Origin of the sequence: Pseudoalteromonas sp. SG43-7 (assembly GCF_014164295.1) — a bacterium.
GTDB lineage: Bacteria > Pseudomonadota > Gammaproteobacteria > Enterobacterales > Alteromonadaceae > Pseudoalteromonas > Pseudoalteromonas rhizosphaerae.
Genome location: NZ_JACJEY010000016.1, coordinates 67,397 through 85,928 on the forward strand (window position 1 = coordinate 67,397; position 18,532 = coordinate 85,928).

An 18,532-nucleotide genomic window follows, 5' to 3' on the forward strand; every position below is an offset into this window, starting at 1 on the left:
CCCGCAAATGTACCTTATTAATTGAAATATCGAAATAAGGAAGATCGATGCAGGCATCATTAGAAGATCTAATCAATGGCTGGCAAAATGGTTGCCCGCAAAGTGCTGATGAACTTAAAGCTCGGCTTTACTACCACCTGAAACAAGTTTGTCATGTACATTTAGAAGGTTACCGTAATGAAATCGATTCAACCTATGTATTGCAGCACTTACCGCATACTGGATCGCTACTACATCAGTCACTTATTGAATTAATCCCGCCACAACAAAGCATTAATCACCAAACACAATTTAATACTTATTTAAGTGTATTTATCCGTAATATTTTACGCGATGAAATTCGCAAGTTTCAAACTCTCAAACGCACTCCTAACGCAGAAAAAATCCAGCAACAAAACGATCAACTAAAACACCAAGAGGATTTTTTAGCATTAGATAGCGCCCTAAATCATCTAGAAAAAAATCATCCGCAAAAAGCTCAAATATTCTCTCAACATTACTTTTTGGGCCTAGATACTAAAGTGCTAGCTAAACAATTCAAGGTCTCACTTGCTACTATTTATCGCGAATTAGATGCTGCTAAAGCGTTTATAAAAGTGCGTATTCAAACAAATTAAGATAATTAATGAATCAATTTAAAGACGCGCTTTCGTGTTTTGAACACTTACTTACACACCATGCCAACAACTTAACCTCAGGATTGCTGCAATTACAACTATCTGATGAACAATTCATCATTGAAGTGAAGCAATTAATAAATGCACATACAAGTAATGATCAAAGCTCATTGTTTAATGACTTATTACATGGCCAATTAAATTTACTTACTAATGATCATCAGCTTTTACAACTGCAAGGCGGCGAAATAAGTCACTTTAGGTTAGAGCAATTAATTGGCTATGGGGGAATGGGTGCAGTTTACTTGGCGACTAGAAATGATGGCCAGTTAAATCAAAAGGTAGCGATTAAGTTATTTTATCCATCCATTGTACAATTACATGGACAAAAACATGTTTTACAAGAAGCGCAATATCTTGCCAAATTATCACATCCCAATATAGCTAGCGTATTAGATGTCGGTAAATGCAGTATTGGCACTTACATCATCATTCAATATATAGCCGGTGATACATTAATTAACTACGCAAAAAACCTTTCGCAAAAAGCAAGGTTAGAGGTATTTCAAAAAGTATGTGATGCCGTTGAGTATGCTCACCAAAATAGGGTGATCCATGCAGATTTAAAGCCTTCAAATATCCTAGTAGATAACAATGGTGAACCTAAACTTGTTGATTTTGGGGTTGCGCGTTCCAGTTCCATGAATCATGAAATACCATTACATAACGCATATATAAAAGCGCTTAGTCACGAGTTTGCAAGCCCAGAGCAACTGGCTGGTGAAAGCTTAACAACCCAAGCTGATATCTATAGCCTCGGGCGTATTTTAGAAAAACTACTTATACAACCTATTAGTACAGAGCTTCAAGAAATCATCAATAAATCACTGGCGCCACTACCACAGCAACGCTTTGCATCAGCAGATACATTAAAACAAAATATCGCCGCTTATCTGGCGCATCGTCCATTACTTTGGTTTAAACACTCAAAAACATATATATTAGGTAAGTTTATAAGACGCTCCCCTCTTACTGCTGCTCTAATAACCTCAACTATCGCTTTTTTGGGTGTCGCCTGTATTAGCTTATTTCTTTATCAAGATGAACAAAAGCAAGCCGCAAAGCAACAGTATGAACTGCTCAACTTTTATCAAAACTTACTAATTAGCAGCACACCGCTAGCGCCGCAAGGTGCAAAACTGTCGGTATCGGCCTTGTTACTTGCTGGTGTTGAACAAGTAATGCAGAGTCAATTAAGCCCAAAAAACCAACAAAGCGTACTCTTAACCGTTGCCCAAAGCTTATACTTGCATGGAAATTTTACAGCAGCTTTAGATATATTGGCGTTGTGCGATAGTTCGATTGACATGCAAATATTAAAAATTAAAAGTTTAATTAAATTAAATCAACAACAAAAAGCACGAATTCTTTGGCAAAAACTATCGCAGCAAAACCCTCAAAACAGCAACATTAAATTGCTTGGTTGGCTTACTAAAGATAGCTATTTAGCTGGTGACATAAAGCAGATCAAAATAGCTTTTCAAAATAGCGATGCATCAGAACTAAAACTGGAATTATTAATACATATTTTTACTCATCGTGATAATCACCCTATACTCAGCCGTCAATTAATTCTCGAGAATGAAAATACGACAGCAACGTCTGCCTCGCAAAAAGCATGGCAATCGTTAATGAAAAGCAGCCTACTGATAGAAGATAATCAAATAGACCAAGCAATTAAGTTACTAGACTCAACATTAAAAAATGCTGCGAATAACTACCACCCACTACATTGTGAGCTCGCAAAATTAAACCATTTTGCGGCAAATTTATATGCTCAAGCAGGTGCACAACTTGCGCAAGAACAAGCCCTGAATAAAGCCATGTTTATCTATCAACAGCTACTCCCAAACTTTGAACATGAACTTAGTACTGTACTATATGAGCAATATCAATATTACCTAAAAGAACGTGATTATTTGCAAGCAAATAACTTTTTAAATAAACAGCTACTACATTGTTCGACAAGTGATCAAAAATGCATGAAGGGGCGTTATGAAAGTACCATGCTAGGTTTAAGTTTGCGTAAGTACTCACAAACCTTAAAGAATGCAGAGCTATGGCTTGCCAATGGTACACAACAATCAAGCCAATATTACGATATCACCTTAGCAAAATACACGGCGCAATATGAACAAAATACACTGAATAAAACAGCATTATTTGATATTGACGTAACACAACTAAGCAAGCAACAGCAAGTTCAATGGTTAGAGCTTGTGATAAAAACAAATATGTTTAATACTTTAACTTCACAGCAAATGCAGCAGCTCATTGTTTATGCTAAATCAAACTCTCCCTTGGCATTTGAATTAATAGCGACTATTAATAAGCTAAACAATAATCCACACACACAGTGGTTAGCACAACTCGAAAAGCAAAACCATATATCACACTCCACAAAGAACCAATTTAGCCCTGCCAGAGATATCAACGCGATAAGTGAAACAAAGCGAGTTAGCTCGATCACGGCCCCTAAACATGCAAGCCAACTAAAAATAGGCTCTGAATTTACGATTGAATGGGATAGCAAACGATTAATTGGCAATACGATAAGTGTATTAGTCAATCATACCGTCAACTATAAAGTTAACAGCTTTGATGATTTTAATAATTTGAAGAAAATTGATTGGCACCCAGCGGCAACTAATTTAAAAAACACGGGAACAGCCCAAATTGACCCTTATCATTTTATGGCCAATGGCACAAATCGCTTTAAACTTATGCTCATCAGCGATTTAGGCTATTGGAGCCTATCTGATGGTTTCTTTAGTATTGCTTCAGGTAAAACTGTTGATAACGGTTTAGAGCACTTTTTACTAAAAGACAAATTGGTTACAACTATTATCACACCTAAAGCCCTTGATATTTACCCTGTAGGTCAGCAAAAAACGATAACCTGGAACGCCAATAAACTCTACGGACAAACCGTTGCTATGTATGTTCTGCATGATGACTCTCGCGGAATTGGCGATAAGCAACAAGTGGATTTAAATATCGTGAATAATAGGCGCTGGTACCAGTTCGCTGAAGAACTGCCAAATACAGGAGAGTTTAACTTAGACCCTGCACTCTTTAATGGCCGAGGTAACAATTATAAAATTTTAATCGTCTCTGATCTGGGTTACTGGAGTGTTTCTGATAAACGGTTCTCAGTGGTAAACCCGTTGTAATTTTAGTTAAAGCAATCGCACACTAGTGCGACTGCTTTACTTTAACTTTACTTAACCACGCCACTATTTTGATTATCCCGGTGAATTTTAGACCAAGTATTAGGCATTAAACCTGTGCTGTCGGTTTGAATAGCCACAAGCTTACCTGTTGCACTTGCGGCCGATACATTACTTTCAGATAAAGTACCTATGTATAAAACCCCCTGACTATCGATAGCTGGAGAAGACCAAGTTACATTTGCTTTTAAATCATATTGCCATGCAAGCGTGCCATCTGGTTTATATGTATAAAGTAAATTACTTTCTGAAGAAAAGTACACATTACCATTATCGCCAATGGTAGGAGACACATAAACATCACCGGTAATTGCCACTTGCCATTTTATACTTTTATCATTGATATCGAGTGCGTAAAACTCACTATCATCATTATTTTTTGTACCAAAATAAATCGTACTACGCGACTCATCTATCGCTACCGATGAGCGAATGTATGGCGCCTCGAACACCTGCGGGTTTGTTAACTCAAACTGCCAACGAAGATCCAAATTATCATCAAAGCTGTATAAAACTCCGGCTTCAGACCCAAAGTAAATATTATTGTTAGAATCAATAGCTGGAGTAGAGTAAACCAAGTCACCTTCAAAGGTGTCTATATCTTTGAATTCGCCAACTAACTCATAACTATTTAAATCAAGCTTAAGTACACGCCCTTCATCATAAAATACCAATTCTCCATTGTGATTTACCGCTCCATTTACAAATCGGTCTTGTCGCTCTGCACAGTTACATAAACGCTCAAACAAGCTCTCACCCGTTTGCGCATTAAAAGCGCGGATATCTAAACCGGTATATATAACTTGGCCTTCAAAAGCCGCAACCTTGGTTAAACCAGAACCTGTTTGAAAGCCATAATCAGATACGCGTTGACGCCACATTTGCTCGCCGCTACTATTTAGAGCTACTAAATCGCGATATGCTTTTTCAAACTCACCTACTCGCTTATCAACAGTGAAATAAATATTTTCATTATGTACAACAGGGCTTGAACGCACTTCTTCACCATTAGGCAAAGTGTAACGCCACTTTTCACTGCCATTGCGGTTATAAGCTACCATCAAATCACTGCCTGCGGGGTCATTGCGTACATTCTTAGCTGTGCCTATATAAATTGTTTGCTCATCAGCACTAAGTGCCGGTGACGAGTAATAAGCAAAGCTTGTTGTTGGTAATAATTTTTCCCACACTAAGCGCGACGCTTCTACTTTATCTGGCTGTTTATCTGCATCAGATTTTGTAGTTTGTGAGTCATCGCTACCACCTCCACAAGCAGATAGAAGAAGACTGAACGTGAATAAAATTGATGTTTTAACTTTAGGTGATTCAAACTGTAACTTCATGTAATTCCTTAGATAGTTATTATTTATAGCTAAATAAATTTTACGAAGAAATCACAACAATGACAGACACGAATAGAAGTTAAATTTTTCTCATAAATTTAAAATATTTTTATCTGTCTTAATGGCGTTACTAAATCGTTGAGACGAATTACTTATTCTTAGCGTCTGGTATTGCCTCTACAGGCACGCAACTATTAGGGTCTAGCTCAAAGCCCTCGTGCAATGCATTTTGCATTTTAGCTAAAAACGCTTTACTTAAAGGCTCACGTGCCGTGATTGAATGATATTCAACCTCTCCTTTATGTGTACATTTATAAGGATATACATACTGATTTTCATCAATCTCTGCAGATGGGTCACTCATCGCGCACCCTGGTAAAACACCAACCATCAAACAACAAAAAATTAAACGAGCCACAATCACCTCCATACAACACCATAACAGCGGGTTTACCCCCGTTCTTTTAAGGGTTTACCCCGCGTCGGCCTTATAACCTAACATTTACACATTTTACGTGATATAAAATCTCTGCGACGGTAATTTTGCAGGCCACTAAAACGAATAAAAGCGCGATAAAAATTATCGCGCTTTATTTTTGTTAAAACTAAAAGATTGTAAGTGGAGTTAACGCTGTGCGCTTTCTCTTAATGCATTTGTGTTGTTAACAAAATCTTTTGCTTTTTGCTGATCAAATAAGAAATAGTTAAAATCTTTACTGCTATTTCCTACATCATTAGTAATAATAATATTAAACTCATCAGTCACTAACGATAAGTACATTGTATTTTGATCATCCGGGAAGCTAATCATGCCTGTGTCATCAACACTGTAATCAAGCTCTGTATTAATGGTTGTGAAACTTTCATCACTATAAATTGTGATTTTATCTTCATCAAACTTCAAATAACTAACCACCCACTGATCATCTCGATCTCGGTCGACCATATATATATCGCGCCCGATTAAATGTTCGACGTTACTTACTGGTTTATTGTCGGCAACAATACTCATGTATTCTTTGGCATCGTTTTCGCTAGTAAAATGCGGCCAAATATGCTCTTCAAAAGTAGCAATTACCACATTACTCGAGCCAATTAATAAACTATAATTAGCCCCATACATTAATGATGAACCATCGCGTAATATTAATTGATTATCAGAAAATATCTGGTAAGTCCCTGTTGATAGGTTGTTATCTTGATAATATTGAAATGAGTTATTGTCATCAAATTGAAAATAACCAAGCTCGCCTTCCACTTTATAATCATGATCTGTAAAATACAAACGCTTACCCAAGTAGTTATTAGGGCTAATTAGGCCAGTCAAAGAAACAGGGGGCTGATAGCCTATCTGTTGTAAAATTTCATCAGGTAGTGGAGACGAAATAGGCCGCTCAGTTGCTCGATTAAACTTGCGATTATCGAACGTTTTCTCTCTTGGTTCCTCACCTTGGCTATAGGTAAATTGATGCATGTTATTTACATAAATAGTATCTTCGATCTGTTCAATTAGCTTCCATTGCCGAGTATTCCACAACCAGCAATTAGGATCTTGCTCAACGTAGTAACAATCATCTCGTCCATTTAGGTTTCGCGTTATTGTAAGAATGTCATCATCAAGATGCCAGTTACCAGCATAAATTCGACTTTCAGCAACTGATAATTGCCCATCCTCATTGCTGTCGTACACACTCATCGAAATAGCTTTGCCATCAGGCCAAAGCTCAAACCAAAACTCATCTAAACTCTTACCATCAAAGTTGTAGCTATATATTCCAGGGATTGTTGCAATATTGAATGTCTCTGATTCGTCGATAATGCTGCCAGTACCTACACTCGCATTTTTAATTCCGTCAAATTCACTAAATGCAGCAAACGTTGCAATATCACCATCACTTGTTAATTGCCTAAATAGTATTGTTTCATTATCGTAATCACTCAGTGTGATATGTAATGACTGTTTGTTATTATCTTCTATCATTCGCCAAGTAATAGGCGTATTTCCAAGCTCTGAAACAGCACCTGTTCCATCGTCATTTAACATTAACGTAATCGCACCAAGAGATACTTGATCAACGAAAATATGCGGTGCAGGCAATGCAATAGGGTTTTGAGTTTGCGCGAAGGTAAAATCAACTTGCTCATTTTGAGTGAATACTTTAAGGATAGACTCGTTAGTGAGTTGATAATTTTCTAACTCACCATCTGGGTACTCTACATTTTTATACTCAGTTTCTTTGACTAAAAAACCATTTTCAGTTGCCGCAATTAACTTTAGCTCTGCTTTATAAGTAGTAACCTCTTGGCGAACCCGCTTTGTTTCACCATCAATTTCAATATCAGCAGTAGTCTGATAAGCATAAAAACCTTCAGGATTATTTAAGGTATACACATCGTTTTGATATATCCAGTCGAAGCGACCATCATAATTTTGAAGAAGGTAACGACCAGTGCCGTCGTTATCTAATTCAATAACTTGATTAATAGATAAATTGCCACGATTATAGTAAAAAGTTTTAATGTTATTAGTCTTTGTAGACTGAACAACCTTCTCATCAGCTAGCATTTCTTCTTGGGCCTGGCTAAACTCGGGCGTTTGCTCCACTTTTTTAATATACTGAGTCATTTTTTCATTATCTAAAGCCAGCTCTAAAACATTATTTACTCCCTCGGGTAAAGCAAATAATTCATTGCTCGTTGATTTGTCCAAAATAACTTTTATAGTCGTAGCAACCTTAACGAGCTCATCAGCACTAATCTCATTCGACAAGCGTTTCAAGTCTTGCTCGCTTTTAATGTCTACGAATAAATTTTCTCGCGCCAAAAGCGCCGACTTTGCTGTGGTTAGATTAGTAATATTTACCGAAAAGTCTTCGTCATTAGTAAGTACAGCGTCATCGCCCGCTTTCGTTTTTAAGCTTGCAAAGCTCATTAGTCGTGACTGCAACAAAGCGGCTTGTTGTTGCTCTTTACCCTGTGCTTCAATTGTCACCAATTGACTCATATCAGCATCATCGTCAAGTGCTAACTCTAAGCTATAATAACCATCGCTATTTGTCGTTGTCGTGAACTCTTGCGATCCTATTTTGGCTTTTATAGCCGCGTCAATTAAGGGGGAATCTGTTGCTATGCCTTCCAGTGATAATTTAACCAGCTGCTGTTGAATATCAACTACAACATTTTTTTCACTCGTTAAACCTTCACTGTCTGTAACAGTTAAATTTAAAGATATTTTTTTATCTTCGCTAACACTTGGCGCAATAAAGCTAACAGTCCCTGTATTGGTGTTCTCTAATGCAACTGACAACCCTGCATTTTGGCTCCAAAGATAAGTAACGGGGCCTTCATCTTGCACTGTGGCACTGATTGAAATAGCTTGTTTTTCAACTACTGCTGTATCGCTTACGCTAATAACTGGTGCGGTATTTATAGGCTCATCAGGGTGATCAACAAAATCAGATTCACAGCCAGACAATAAAGCCAGCGAAATAGATGCCGCAAGCATTGATTTAATTAGATTCATAAAATTATCCCTTTCGTTGTTATATTTTGTCTACCTGACGATAATAAGATAATGAACAATAAATAACCCATAACGAAATCTGTATAATAATTTCTCACAAAATTAAAATATTTTTTTATTTTCCACTTATAGCAATTTAGGTAATACTGAATTTCTCAATAAAGCCCTTGCTATTGTGACAAATTAACAAATAATGGAGCCACTGTTCACGGGATTAGAATGAGGAAAAATGAACACGATACTAACCACGCAATGTGCCGATGATGTCGGCTTAATAGCGAAAATCACCGGGCTTTGTCATCAGCATAATTTAAATATTACCCGCAATAATGAATTTGTAGATAAAGATGCTCAGCGCTTTTTTATGCGCACTGAACTAACGGGCCAACCACATCCAGATTTTTTAAATCAATTACAAGCTTTGTTACCCGATGGCGCGCAATTAGCACTGCACACTGACGAGAAAACTAAAGTGGTGTTACTAGCGACTAAAGAAGCCCACTGCTTAGGGGGCGTATTGCTAAAGCAATTTGAGCAAGCACTGAATATTGAAGTATTGGCTGTGATTGCTAATTACCCTGACTTAGCGCCATTGGCGAAGGGCTTTGATGTGCCGTTTCATGTGGTCAGCCATGAAGGGTTATCACGCGCTGAACACGACCTGCAAGTGGGTGACTTAATTGCCAGCTACAATCCCGATATCATTGGCCTTGCCAAATATATGCGGATTTTAAGCCCTGAATTTGTAGGCCGTTTTGACGGTAAAATTATCAATATTCATCATTCATTTTTACCTGCTTTTATCGGTGCAAAACCGTATCATCAGGCATTTGAACGGGGTGTGAAGATCATTGGTGCGACGGCGCATTTTGTTAATAATGAGCTTGATGAAGGGCCGATTATTATACAAGACGTCACCCATGTAAACCATGCAAACACCGCTGAAATGATGGCTAAAATGGGCAAAGATGTAGAGAAAACAGTGTTTTGTAAAGCACTGCAATTAGCATCAGAACATAAGCTATTTATTAATGGTAATCGAACCGTCGTATTTAGCTAGGTTCTAGAAATAGAGTAGAATGAAGAGGCTCAACGCCTCTTTATTTTTTTTATTATTGACTACTTTTATACTGTACTTAATGTGTTTGCTCGATAGGTTCGAGTTGTAATTTTGCAGCTATCAACACCGCTTGCGTGCGGTTATACACTCCAAGCTTACGGAATATCGCGGTGATGTGCGCTTTGATCGTTGCTTCTGAAATATGTAGTTCATAAGCGATCTGTTTATTCAACAAACCTTCGTGTAAGTACTGCAGCACTTTATATTGCTGTGGGGTAAGGGAGGCTACTTGAGCGGCGATTTCTTTATCTTCATTGGTAACGCTCGCTACTTTGTCTTTAAGCTCAGGTGGTAGCCATACATCGCCATCGAGTATTTGATTAATTGCTCCGGCAATATCATCTGATGATGATGACTTAGGAATGAATCCCATCGCCCCGTAGCTCATAACTTTTGAAACAATATTGATATCTTCACTGCCAGAGACAACAGCAATTGGCAAGCTTGGATAATCTTCACGAATGCGAATTAGGCCATATAAATCGCCACTGCCAGGCATATGTAGGTCTAGTAGTAAGATATCTAAATCTTCTTGTTCACTAAGCACTTGCAATGTAGTTTCAAAATTTTCAGATTCAAAAACCTCTAAACCATCAAACTTTGCCGTTAATGCCCCTTTTAGTGCTTCGCGAAATAACGGGTGGTCATCCGCTATTAAAAACTGACTCATGGTTCACTCCTAATGAATTCGGCTGCCATCTATCAAATAGCTGACAGCCGATATACTACGTTTAGAATCAACTTCTAATCAAGTTTTTAACGCATATTTAACGATTTAATCGGTTCTCGATTAATTCATCAACCACACCAGGGTCTGCAAGTGTTGAGGTATCACCTAATTGCTCGTGCTCATTTGCAGCGATCTTACGTAAAATACGGCGCATGATCTTACCAGAGCGCGTTTTCGGTAAGCCTGGTGACCATTGGATCATATCTGGCGATGCAATTGGGCTAAGCTCTTTACGAACCCAGTTACGAACTTCTTTGGTTAATTCGTCACTGACCGTTATACCTTCGTTTGGCGTTAGGTAAACATAAATACCTTGGCCTTTAATATCGTGCGGGTAACCTACTACAGCAGCTTCGGCAACCGCAGGGTGAGCAACCAGTGCACTTTCAATCTCGGCAGTACCTAAGCGATGTCCTGATACGTTTAATACATCATCAACACGGCCGGTGATCCAGTAGTAACCATCTTCATCACGGCGACAACCGTCTCCAGTAAAGTACACACCCGGATAAGCAGAGAAGTAAGTTTGTTCAAAACGTTCATGATCGCCGTAAACTGTACGAGCTTGTGATGGCCAGCTATCAAGAATAACTAAGTTACCATCAACTGCGCCTTCCAGAGCATTACCTTCAGCATCAAATAATGCTGGCGCAATACCAAAGAATGGACGGGTTGCAGAACCAGGTTTCATATCAATTGCACCTGGTAAAGGTGTGATCATGATGCCACCAGTTTCAGTTTGCCACCAAGTATCAACAATTGGGCAGTTACCTTTACCCATGTTTTCGTAATACCAAGTCCATGCTTCTGGGTTGATTGGCTCCCCCACCGAGCCCAAAATACGTAGGCTATCGCGGTTTGAGGTCGCTGTTGGTTCATCGCCTTTGGCCATCAGTGCACGAATTGCCGTTGGCGCTGTGTATAAAATTGTAACGTTATGCTTATCGACTACTTCACCCATACGTCCTGCGGTTGGGTAAGTGGGTACACCTTCAAATAAGACTTGCGTACAGCCATTAACTAATGGGCCGTAAGCAATGTAACTGTGACCTGTGATCCAGCCCACATCGGCGCTACACCAAAAGATATCATCTTCTTTTAGATCAAATACATATTCGTGAGTCATCGATGCATATACTAAATAACCACCAGTCGTATGAACCACCCCTTTAGGCTGACCTGTTGAACCTGAAGTGTAAAGAATAAAGAGTGGATCTTCTGCATTCATCGGTTCTGGTGCACAGTCTGGGGCTTGATCAGCAACTAAATCATGCCACCATACATCATGTTCATGCCATTGTACCTCGCCACCCGTTAACTGATGTACAACAACGTGTTCGATGGTAGTGACCGACTGTTGTGCAACGGCTTCATCAACATTTGCTTTCAGCGGCACTGTATTGCCTGCACGACGCCCTTCATCAGAAGTAATAACAATTTTAGCACCAGAATCTTTAATACGATCAGCAATTGCTGATGGTGAGAAACCACCAAAGACTACCGAGTGAATTGCACCTAAACGCGCACATGCTTGCATTGCATAAACAGCTTGCGGTGACATAGGCATGTAAATAGCAATACGATCGCCTTTTTTAACACCGAGTTTTTTCAAACCGTTGGCAAATTTTGCCACTTCGTCATGCAGCTGTTGATAAGAAATATGTTCACTTTGCGAAGGATCGTCGCCTTCCCAGATCAATGCCGTTTTATCTGCTTTAGTTGCCAGATGGCGGTCAATACAGTTATACGAAGCATTAAGCTCACCATCTTCATACCATTTAATACTGATATGGCCTTTATCAAACGAGGTGTTTTTTACTTTAGTAAAAGGTGTTGACCAATCGAGACGTTTACCGTGCTCTGCCCAAAAACCTTCTGGATCATCAATAGATTGCTTGTAAAGTGTATTATATTTATCGTTATCAACTAAGGCTGCATTCTTGATATGTGCAGGAACTGGATAGATACTTTGTGACATAGTCGTCTCCATTTTAATTACTTGCCTAAGGCCTATCTTAAGGATCACCCAGCATAGCGGGCGAAAGTATTAGACCTTAGTTGTATTATCTTTGATTTATTTCACTGTACGCTCAAATTGTTTTAAAATTTCATCATTTTACGCTATCAATACAAAATGTTAATGATATGTTTATACTGAGATGGCAAGCTTGCCACCTTAGTCTAATAGACCAATAGGTAATTGAGTAAAAAGCATACTTAATCAAAAGTGGTATCACACCACAAGTATAATAATGCAACAAGCAGCCCCGAATAGGACTTTGACTATGACAACAAAATCAACAGTATTAAAAACACTTACTGCCACAGCCGTATTGTGCGCGCTTTCAGCAACAGCACAAGCCGCAACCATCGGTGGCACTGATGTGACTTATGGCGGTTATATAAAACTCGATGCAATGTGGAGTGATTATTCAGCTGGTGCGCCTGCAGGTACAAATGTAGGGCGTGACTTTTATGTACCAAGTACATTAACAGTCGGTGCCGACAACAACTCTGATGCTGTATTTGATATGCACGCACGTCAGTCTCGTTTTAATTTTGGCACATCAACACTCCTAGACAACGGCAAAACCATAAGTAGTAAAATCGAAATAGACTTTTTAGCATCTGCTGCTGGCGGTAATGAGCGCGTATCTAACTCATACGCGCCACGTATTCGCCACGCATTTATTTCTTACGACGGCTGGTTATTTGGTCAAACATGGTCAAACTTCCAAAATGTTGGTGCACTGCCTGAAACTCTTGATTTTGTAGGTCCAGCTGAAGGCACGGTATTTGTTCGCCAAGCACAAGTTAAATACACAACTGGCGCATGGTCTTTCTCGTTAGAAAACCCTGAAAGTACAATTACAACTTCAAATGGTATGGCTGTAACCGATGATGCATCATTACCGGATTTCACAGCACGTTACACACATACTGCTGATTGGGGTAACTTAGTGGTTGCAGCGCTTGCTCGTCAACTTACTTATAAAGTGGGCGGCCTTGACGCTGATGAAACATCAATTGGTATTAGTGCATCAGGTATGTTTAAAGTTGGCCAAGACAACGTTAAATTTATGCTTACCCAAGGTAAAGGCTTAGGTCGTTACGTTGGCTTAAATGTTGCGCATGGTGCAGTGCTTAATGGTGATGAGCTAGATGCAATTGACTCTACATCAGGGTTTATCGCTTACCAGCACAATTGGAATAACCAATGGCGCTCAACATTCCTTTACTCGTTCTTCTCAGCAGACAATAACACTGATTTGCTTACGATTACCGGTGACCCAACTGAATCTAGCCAAAGCTATAGCGCTAATATTTTATACTCACCAGTTAAACGTTTAACGTTTGGTGCTGAGTTAAAGCATGCAGAACGTGAAACAGAAAGTGGCGTTGATGGTGATTTAGATCGCCTGCAGTTCTCAGTTAAATACGCGTTCTAAGCTAAAACTAAAATTATATTACTTCCTTAAGCGGCTTTGGCCGCTTTTTTATGCCTGTGATATACCTTATCAAAGTTAAATTATCTACACCCAATTGGCTTAAGGTATTGGCTGTTACAAATACAAAAAAGCCGCTAAATATTATTTAGCGGCTTTTTTAATGTTAAGTGCGGGTCAAATCGCGCTTATTAAATACTTTTAAAGCTCAGCATCATCTGCTAACACTGTATCTTCAACATCGTCAGGCTTAATTGTTGCTTTTAATAGCAACATATCACGTAACTTACCTTCAATCTCATTAGAGATCTCAGGGTTCTCTTTCAAGAACTTAATTGAGTTTGATTTACCTTGACCAACTTTACTACCATTGTAGCTATACCAAGCACCTGCTTTTTCAACTAGCTTATGCTTAACACCTAAGTCAATTAGCTCGCCATGCTTAGAGATGCCTTCACCATACATGATGATAAATTCAGCTTGCTTAAACGGAGGAGCAACTTTGTTTTTCACCACTTTAACGCGGGTTTCGTTACCCACCACTTCGTCGCCCTCTTTAACAGAACCGATACGACGAATATCTAAACGTACTGACGCGTAGAATTTAAGTGCGTTACCACCAGTAGTGGTTTCTGGGTTACCAAACATAACACCAATTTTCATACGGATTTGGTTAATGAAAATACATAAAGTGTTTGAACGTTTGATATTACCAGTTAGCTTACGTAATGCTTGTGACATTAAACGTGCTTGTAGGCCCATGTGTGAATCACCCATGTCGCCTTCAATTTCAGCTTTCGGTGTTAATGCCGCAACCGAATCGACAACAACCACATCAACAGCGCTTGAGCGTACTAACATGTCACAAATTTCAAGTGCTTGTTCACCTGTATCAGGTTGTGAAACTAATAACTCATCAATATTTACACCCAATTTTTGGGCATAAATTGGATCAAGTGCATGCTCAGCATCAACGAAAGCACAGGTTTTACCTTCTTTTTGTGCTTCAGCAATAACTTGTAATGTTAGCGTTGTTTTACCTGATGATTCAGGGCCATATATCTCAACAATACGCCCCATAGGTAAACCACCTATGCCTAATGCGATATCAATGCCCAGAGAGCCTGTTGATATAGCATCAATATCTAACGCTTTATTGTCACCCAATTTCATTATTGAGCCTTTACCAAATTGACGTTCAATTTGAGATAAAGCAGCGTCCAACGCTTTTTGTTTGTTATCGTTCATTTTACTCTCCAAATCCGGCTAATGCAGACAAGTATACTGTATGAAATCACAGTATCAAGCTAATTTTATTAATTTATCTTTTCTATAATGGTTTTTAATGAGTAAACAATAGCTTGCAACCTAACTTGCGCTCTATCGCCTGCGAATATCTGTTGGCTCGGATACTGTTTCTCGCCAATTTGAATACAAAACCATACTAAACCTACTGGTTTTTCTGTACTGCCACCACCTGGACCTGCAATCCCCGATACTGCAACCGAAATATCTGCCCCTGCGGCCTTACACGCACCCGCGGCCATTTGCAAAACAGTTTGCTCACTCACTGCGCCGTATAAAGTTAAGGTTTGCTCTGTAACCCCTAGTAAATCCTGCTTAGCTTGATTACTGTATGTTACAAATGCACGGTCAATATAAGCTGAGCTGCCAGGGGTATCTGTTAACGCATAACTCACTCCACCACCAGTACATGATTCAGCACTAGTGATCCATAAGCGTTTATCCGTTAAAATAGCGCCTAACTGCGCAGCAAGTGTTTTAATCTCTTGATGTAATTCCATATTCAGCCTTTGGGTAAATACATGTCGTTCGATCTTTATGCACCGCACAATATAAGTCAACAAACTCCGATGATGCAGCAGTATCTAAAAATAAAATCTGAGCATCGTGATATTTTACTGTTTTATCGCATGGGCGATTTTTACGAGCTATTTTTTGATGATGCAAAACGTGCAGCACAACTGCTTGATATTTCACAAACTCACCGTGGTAAAGCCGGCGGTGATCCTATTCCTATGGCAGGCGTCCCTTATCATGCGGTAGAGAACTATTTAGCTCGTTTGGTACAAATGGGTGAATCCGTCGCTATTTGTGAACAGGTGGGCGACCCTGCAACCAGCAAAGGGCCTGTTGAGCGCAAAGTTGTACGCATTGTTACCCCTGGCACCATTTCTGATGAAGCACTATTACAAGAGCGCCAAGATAATTTACTGACCAGTGTTTGGCAAAGTAAAAAAGGCGTGTATGGCATTGCTTACTTAGATATTAACTCAGGCCGTTTTAATATTGTTGAAGTAAATACTGAAGAAGCATTTAGTTCAACTTTACAACGCTTAGCACCAGCAGAGTTACTCTATAGCGAAGACTTTGCCAACTTTCATTTGATTGAGCATATCAAAGGTATTCGCCGTCGTCCTGAATGGGAGTTTGACTTAGACACTGCACAACATTTGTTATGCGAGCAGTTTGGCACCAAAGATTTAGTCGGTTTTGGGGTTGATAAAGCAACTGCTGCATTAGTTGCCGCCGGTTGCCTTATGCAATATGTGAAAGACACGCAACGTATTGCTCTACCCCATATTCGCGCCATCACATTAGAACATAACGAACATGCAGTAATCTTAGATGCTGCCACCCGTAAAAATTTAGAGTTGACCGTTAACCTCTCTGGTGGCTTTGAAAACACCTTAGCACAAGTACTTGATAAAACAGCAACAGCGATGGGCTCACGGCTATTAAAGCGTCGTATTCATACACCAATACGTTCTAAACCTGAGCTTAACGCTCGCCTTAATGCGATTAGTGCCATTATCGATGTACAGCTGTGTGGTGAGCTACATGAGTCGTTAAAACAAATAGGTGATATTGAGCGGGTTATTGCTCGTTTAGCATTGTGGACCGCTCGTCCGCGCGATTTAACCCGTCTGCGTAGCGCACTACAAGCCCTAGCTCCACTGCACCAGCTATTAACCGATGCCAGCGATCCTCGCATTAGTCAGATCATCGCGCAATCTCCTGAATTACCTGATTTACAGCAATTACTTGAGCAAGCAGTGATTGAAAACCCACCGGTACTTATTCGTGATGGTGGCGTAATTGCACCGGGTTACAACAGTGAACTCGATGAATGGCGTTCACTCAGCCAAGGCGCTACCGACATTCTTGAACAACTCGAACAGCGCGAGCGTGAACGCACCGGTATTAGCACCCTTAAAATCGGTTATAACCGTGTGCATGGCTTTTTTATTGAAGTAAGTCGTGCCAACGCACATTTAGTGCCCGCTGATTATATTCGTCGCCAAACGCTTAAAAATAACGAACGTTATATAATTCCAGAGCTTAAAGAACATGAAGATAAAGTGTTAGGTAGCCAATCAAAAGCTCTGGCGCTTGAAAAGCAACTTTACGAACAACTGTTTGAATTTATTGCCCCGCACATTGAACAGCTACAAATAATGGCGGCAGCACTGGCAGATTTAGATGTGCTAAATAACCTTGCCGAGCGTGCAATTGCATTGAACTATGCAAAACCGCTACTGTGCGATAACGATGACATTAGTATTAAGCAAGGTCGCCACCCAGTTGTTGAACAAGTAATGAAAGATCCTTTCATTGCCAATCCTGTAGAGCTTAGTGCTCAGCGTAAAATGCTGATCATTACGGGGCCAAATATGGGCGGTAAATCAACCTATATGCGCCAAACTGCACTGATTGTGTTAATGGCACACATTGGTAGCTTTGTACCAGCAGACAGCGCTAAGATTGGTAATATCGACCGTATATTTACACGTATTGGCGCCAGTGATGACTTAGCATCAGGTCGCTCAACCTTCATGGTCGAAATGACCGAAACAGCCACTATTTTAAACAATGCTACCGCGCAGTCACTGGTATTAATGGATGAAATTGGCCGAGGGACGAGTACCTACGATGGTCTATCATTAGCTTATGCAACAGCGGATCATTTAGCATCAAAAATATCCGCTAAAACTTTATTCGCAACCCATTATTTTGAACTTACCGAACTAGCCGAGCAACAAGCGGGGCTGGTGAATGTTCACTTAGATGCGATAGAGCACAACGACACAATCGCCTTTATGCATACCGTACTTGATGGTGCCGCAAGTAAAAGTTTTGGCTTGCAAGTAGCGGCCTTAGCTGGGGTGCCAAAAGCAGTTATAAAGCAGGCAAAACAAAAGCTTAAAATGCTGGAGAATCATCAGCCAGTCACTGCTGATATCAATGCAGTACAGCCATCATTGTTTGCAGCTGAACCATCACAGGTAGAAGCACAACTCGCTGAGGTTGACCTAGATAACTTAAGCCCACGCCAAGCTCAAGATTTACTATATAAGCTAAAATCGCTGCTGTAGCATGCTTTAAGCACAAAAAAAGCTGAAGAGTTAGCTCTTCAGCTTTTAATAATTATTTTCTGTGTG

The 18,532-nt window shown here is 39.7% G+C and carries 12 protein-coding genes; 5 read left to right on the top strand and 7 right to left on the bottom strand.

All coding sequences use genetic code 11. The features are described 5' to 3' along the window. Positions 1-47: 47 nt before the first annotated feature. Together H5200_RS09645 and H5200_RS09650 are read left to right on the top strand one after the other, a co-directional pair. Complete coding sequence (locus tag H5200_RS09645; RefSeq protein ID WP_145235307.1) at positions 48-617, top strand: sigma-70 family RNA polymerase sigma factor; 570 nt, start codon at positions 48-50, stop codon at positions 615-617. A gap of 8 nt (positions 618-625) precedes the next feature. Then, on the top strand, positions 626-3,850 hold the full coding sequence (locus H5200_RS09650) for a serine/threonine-protein kinase (RefSeq protein WP_182761382.1): 3,225 nt from the start codon (positions 626-628) through the stop codon (positions 3,848-3,850). A 47-nt stretch (positions 3,851-3,897) separates the two neighbouring features. On the opposite strand, the gene H5200_RS24000 is transcribed toward H5200_RS09650, so the two are convergent. The 3 genes from H5200_RS24000 to H5200_RS09665 all read right to left on the bottom strand — a co-directional run bounded on the left by H5200_RS24000 (position 3,898) and on the right by H5200_RS09665 (position 8,773). Next, complete coding sequence (locus tag H5200_RS24000; RefSeq protein ID WP_259398733.1) at positions 3,898-5,250, bottom strand: PQQ-binding-like beta-propeller repeat protein; 1,353 nt, start codon at positions 5,248-5,250, stop codon at positions 3,898-3,900. A gap of 148 nt (positions 5,251-5,398) precedes the next feature. Beyond that, on the bottom strand, positions 5,399-5,668 hold the full coding sequence (locus H5200_RS09660; protein ID WP_145235301.1) for a hypothetical protein: 270 nt from the start codon (positions 5,666-5,668) through the stop codon (positions 5,399-5,401). A 207-nt stretch (positions 5,669-5,875) separates the two neighbouring features. Further along, positions 5,876-8,773 (bottom strand): PKD domain-containing protein, encoded by a 2,898-nt coding sequence (locus tag H5200_RS09665; RefSeq protein ID WP_182761383.1) that lies wholly within the window; start codon positions 8,771-8,773, stop codon positions 5,876-5,878. A 229-nt stretch (positions 8,774-9,002) separates the two neighbouring features. Here H5200_RS09665 and purU point away from each other — a divergent pair, with 229 nt between their 5' ends. Further along, positions 9,003-9,833: a formyltetrahydrofolate deformylase gene (purU, locus tag H5200_RS09670; RefSeq protein WP_182717186.1), complete on the top strand. Its 831-nt coding sequence runs from the start codon at positions 9,003-9,005 to the stop codon at positions 9,831-9,833. A gap of 76 nt (positions 9,834-9,909) precedes the next feature. Here purU and H5200_RS09675 read toward each other — a convergent pair whose 3' ends face one another. Beyond that, entirely contained in the window at positions 9,910-10,563 is a 654-nt protein-coding gene (locus tag H5200_RS09675) for a response regulator transcription factor (protein WP_145235295.1), read from the bottom strand. A 97-nt stretch (positions 10,564-10,660) separates the two neighbouring features. After that, entirely contained in the window at positions 10,661-12,601 is a 1,941-nt protein-coding gene (gene acs, locus H5200_RS09680; RefSeq protein ID WP_182717187.1) for an acetate--CoA ligase, read from the bottom strand. Positions 12,602-12,908: 307 nt separating this feature from the next. Between acs and H5200_RS09685 the strand changes: the two genes are divergently transcribed. After that, entirely contained in the window at positions 12,909-14,072 is a 1,164-nt protein-coding gene (locus tag H5200_RS09685; protein WP_145235291.1) for a DcaP family trimeric outer membrane transporter, read from the top strand. A gap of 198 nt (positions 14,073-14,270) precedes the next feature. Here H5200_RS09685 and recA read toward each other — a convergent pair whose 3' ends face one another. Next, positions 14,271-15,317, bottom strand: a complete 1,047-nt coding sequence (recA, locus tag H5200_RS09690) for a recombinase RecA (protein WP_145235287.1) — start codon at positions 15,315-15,317, stop codon at positions 14,271-14,273. Between the two features lie 68 nt (positions 15,318-15,385). Further along, complete coding sequence (locus tag H5200_RS09695) at positions 15,386-15,874, bottom strand: CinA family protein (RefSeq protein WP_145235284.1); 489 nt, start codon at positions 15,872-15,874, stop codon at positions 15,386-15,388. 21 nt (positions 15,875-15,895) lie between these two features. On the opposite strand from H5200_RS09695, the gene mutS reads away from it, so the two are divergent. Beyond that, on the top strand, positions 15,896-18,466 hold the full coding sequence (gene mutS / locus H5200_RS09700; protein ID WP_182761384.1) for a DNA mismatch repair protein MutS: 2,571 nt from the start codon (positions 15,896-15,898) through the stop codon (positions 18,464-18,466). The last annotated feature ends 66 nt before the right edge of the window (positions 18,467-18,532 follow it).

Excerpts from the sequence above, each read along its gene's own strand:
- H5200_RS09675 (WP_145235295.1), bottom strand. The coding sequence starts at position 10,563 with ATGAGTCAGTTTTTAATAGCGGATGACCACCCGTTATTTCGCGAAGCA.
- purU (WP_182717186.1), top strand. The coding sequence starts at position 9,003 with ATGAACACGATACTAACCACGCAATGTGCCGATGATGTCGGCTTAATA.
- H5200_RS09645 (WP_145235307.1), top strand. The coding sequence starts at position 48 with ATGCAGGCATCATTAGAAGATCTAATCAATGGCTGGCAAAATGGTTGC.
- H5200_RS09695 (WP_145235284.1), bottom strand. The coding sequence starts at position 15,874 with ATGGAATTACATCAAGAGATTAAAACACTTGCTGCGCAGTTAGGCGCT.
- mutS (WP_182761384.1), top strand. The coding sequence starts at position 15,896 with ATGTCGTTCGATCTTTATGCACCGCACAATATAAGTCAACAAACTCCG.
- H5200_RS24000 (WP_259398733.1), bottom strand. The coding sequence starts at position 5,250 with ATGAAGTTACAGTTTGAATCACCTAAAGTTAAAACATCAATTTTATTC.
- acs (WP_182717187.1), bottom strand. The coding sequence starts at position 12,601 with ATGTCACAAAGTATCTATCCAGTTCCTGCACATATCAAGAATGCAGCC.
- H5200_RS09650 (WP_182761382.1), top strand. The coding sequence starts at position 626 with ATGAATCAATTTAAAGACGCGCTTTCGTGTTTTGAACACTTACTTACA.
- H5200_RS09685 (WP_145235291.1), top strand. The coding sequence starts at position 12,909 with ATGACAACAAAATCAACAGTATTAAAAACACTTACTGCCACAGCCGTA.
- recA (WP_145235287.1), bottom strand. The coding sequence starts at position 15,317 with ATGAACGATAACAAACAAAAAGCGTTGGACGCTGCTTTATCTCAAATT.
- H5200_RS09665 (WP_182761383.1), bottom strand. The coding sequence starts at position 8,773 with ATGAATCTAATTAAATCAATGCTTGCGGCATCTATTTCGCTGGCTTTA.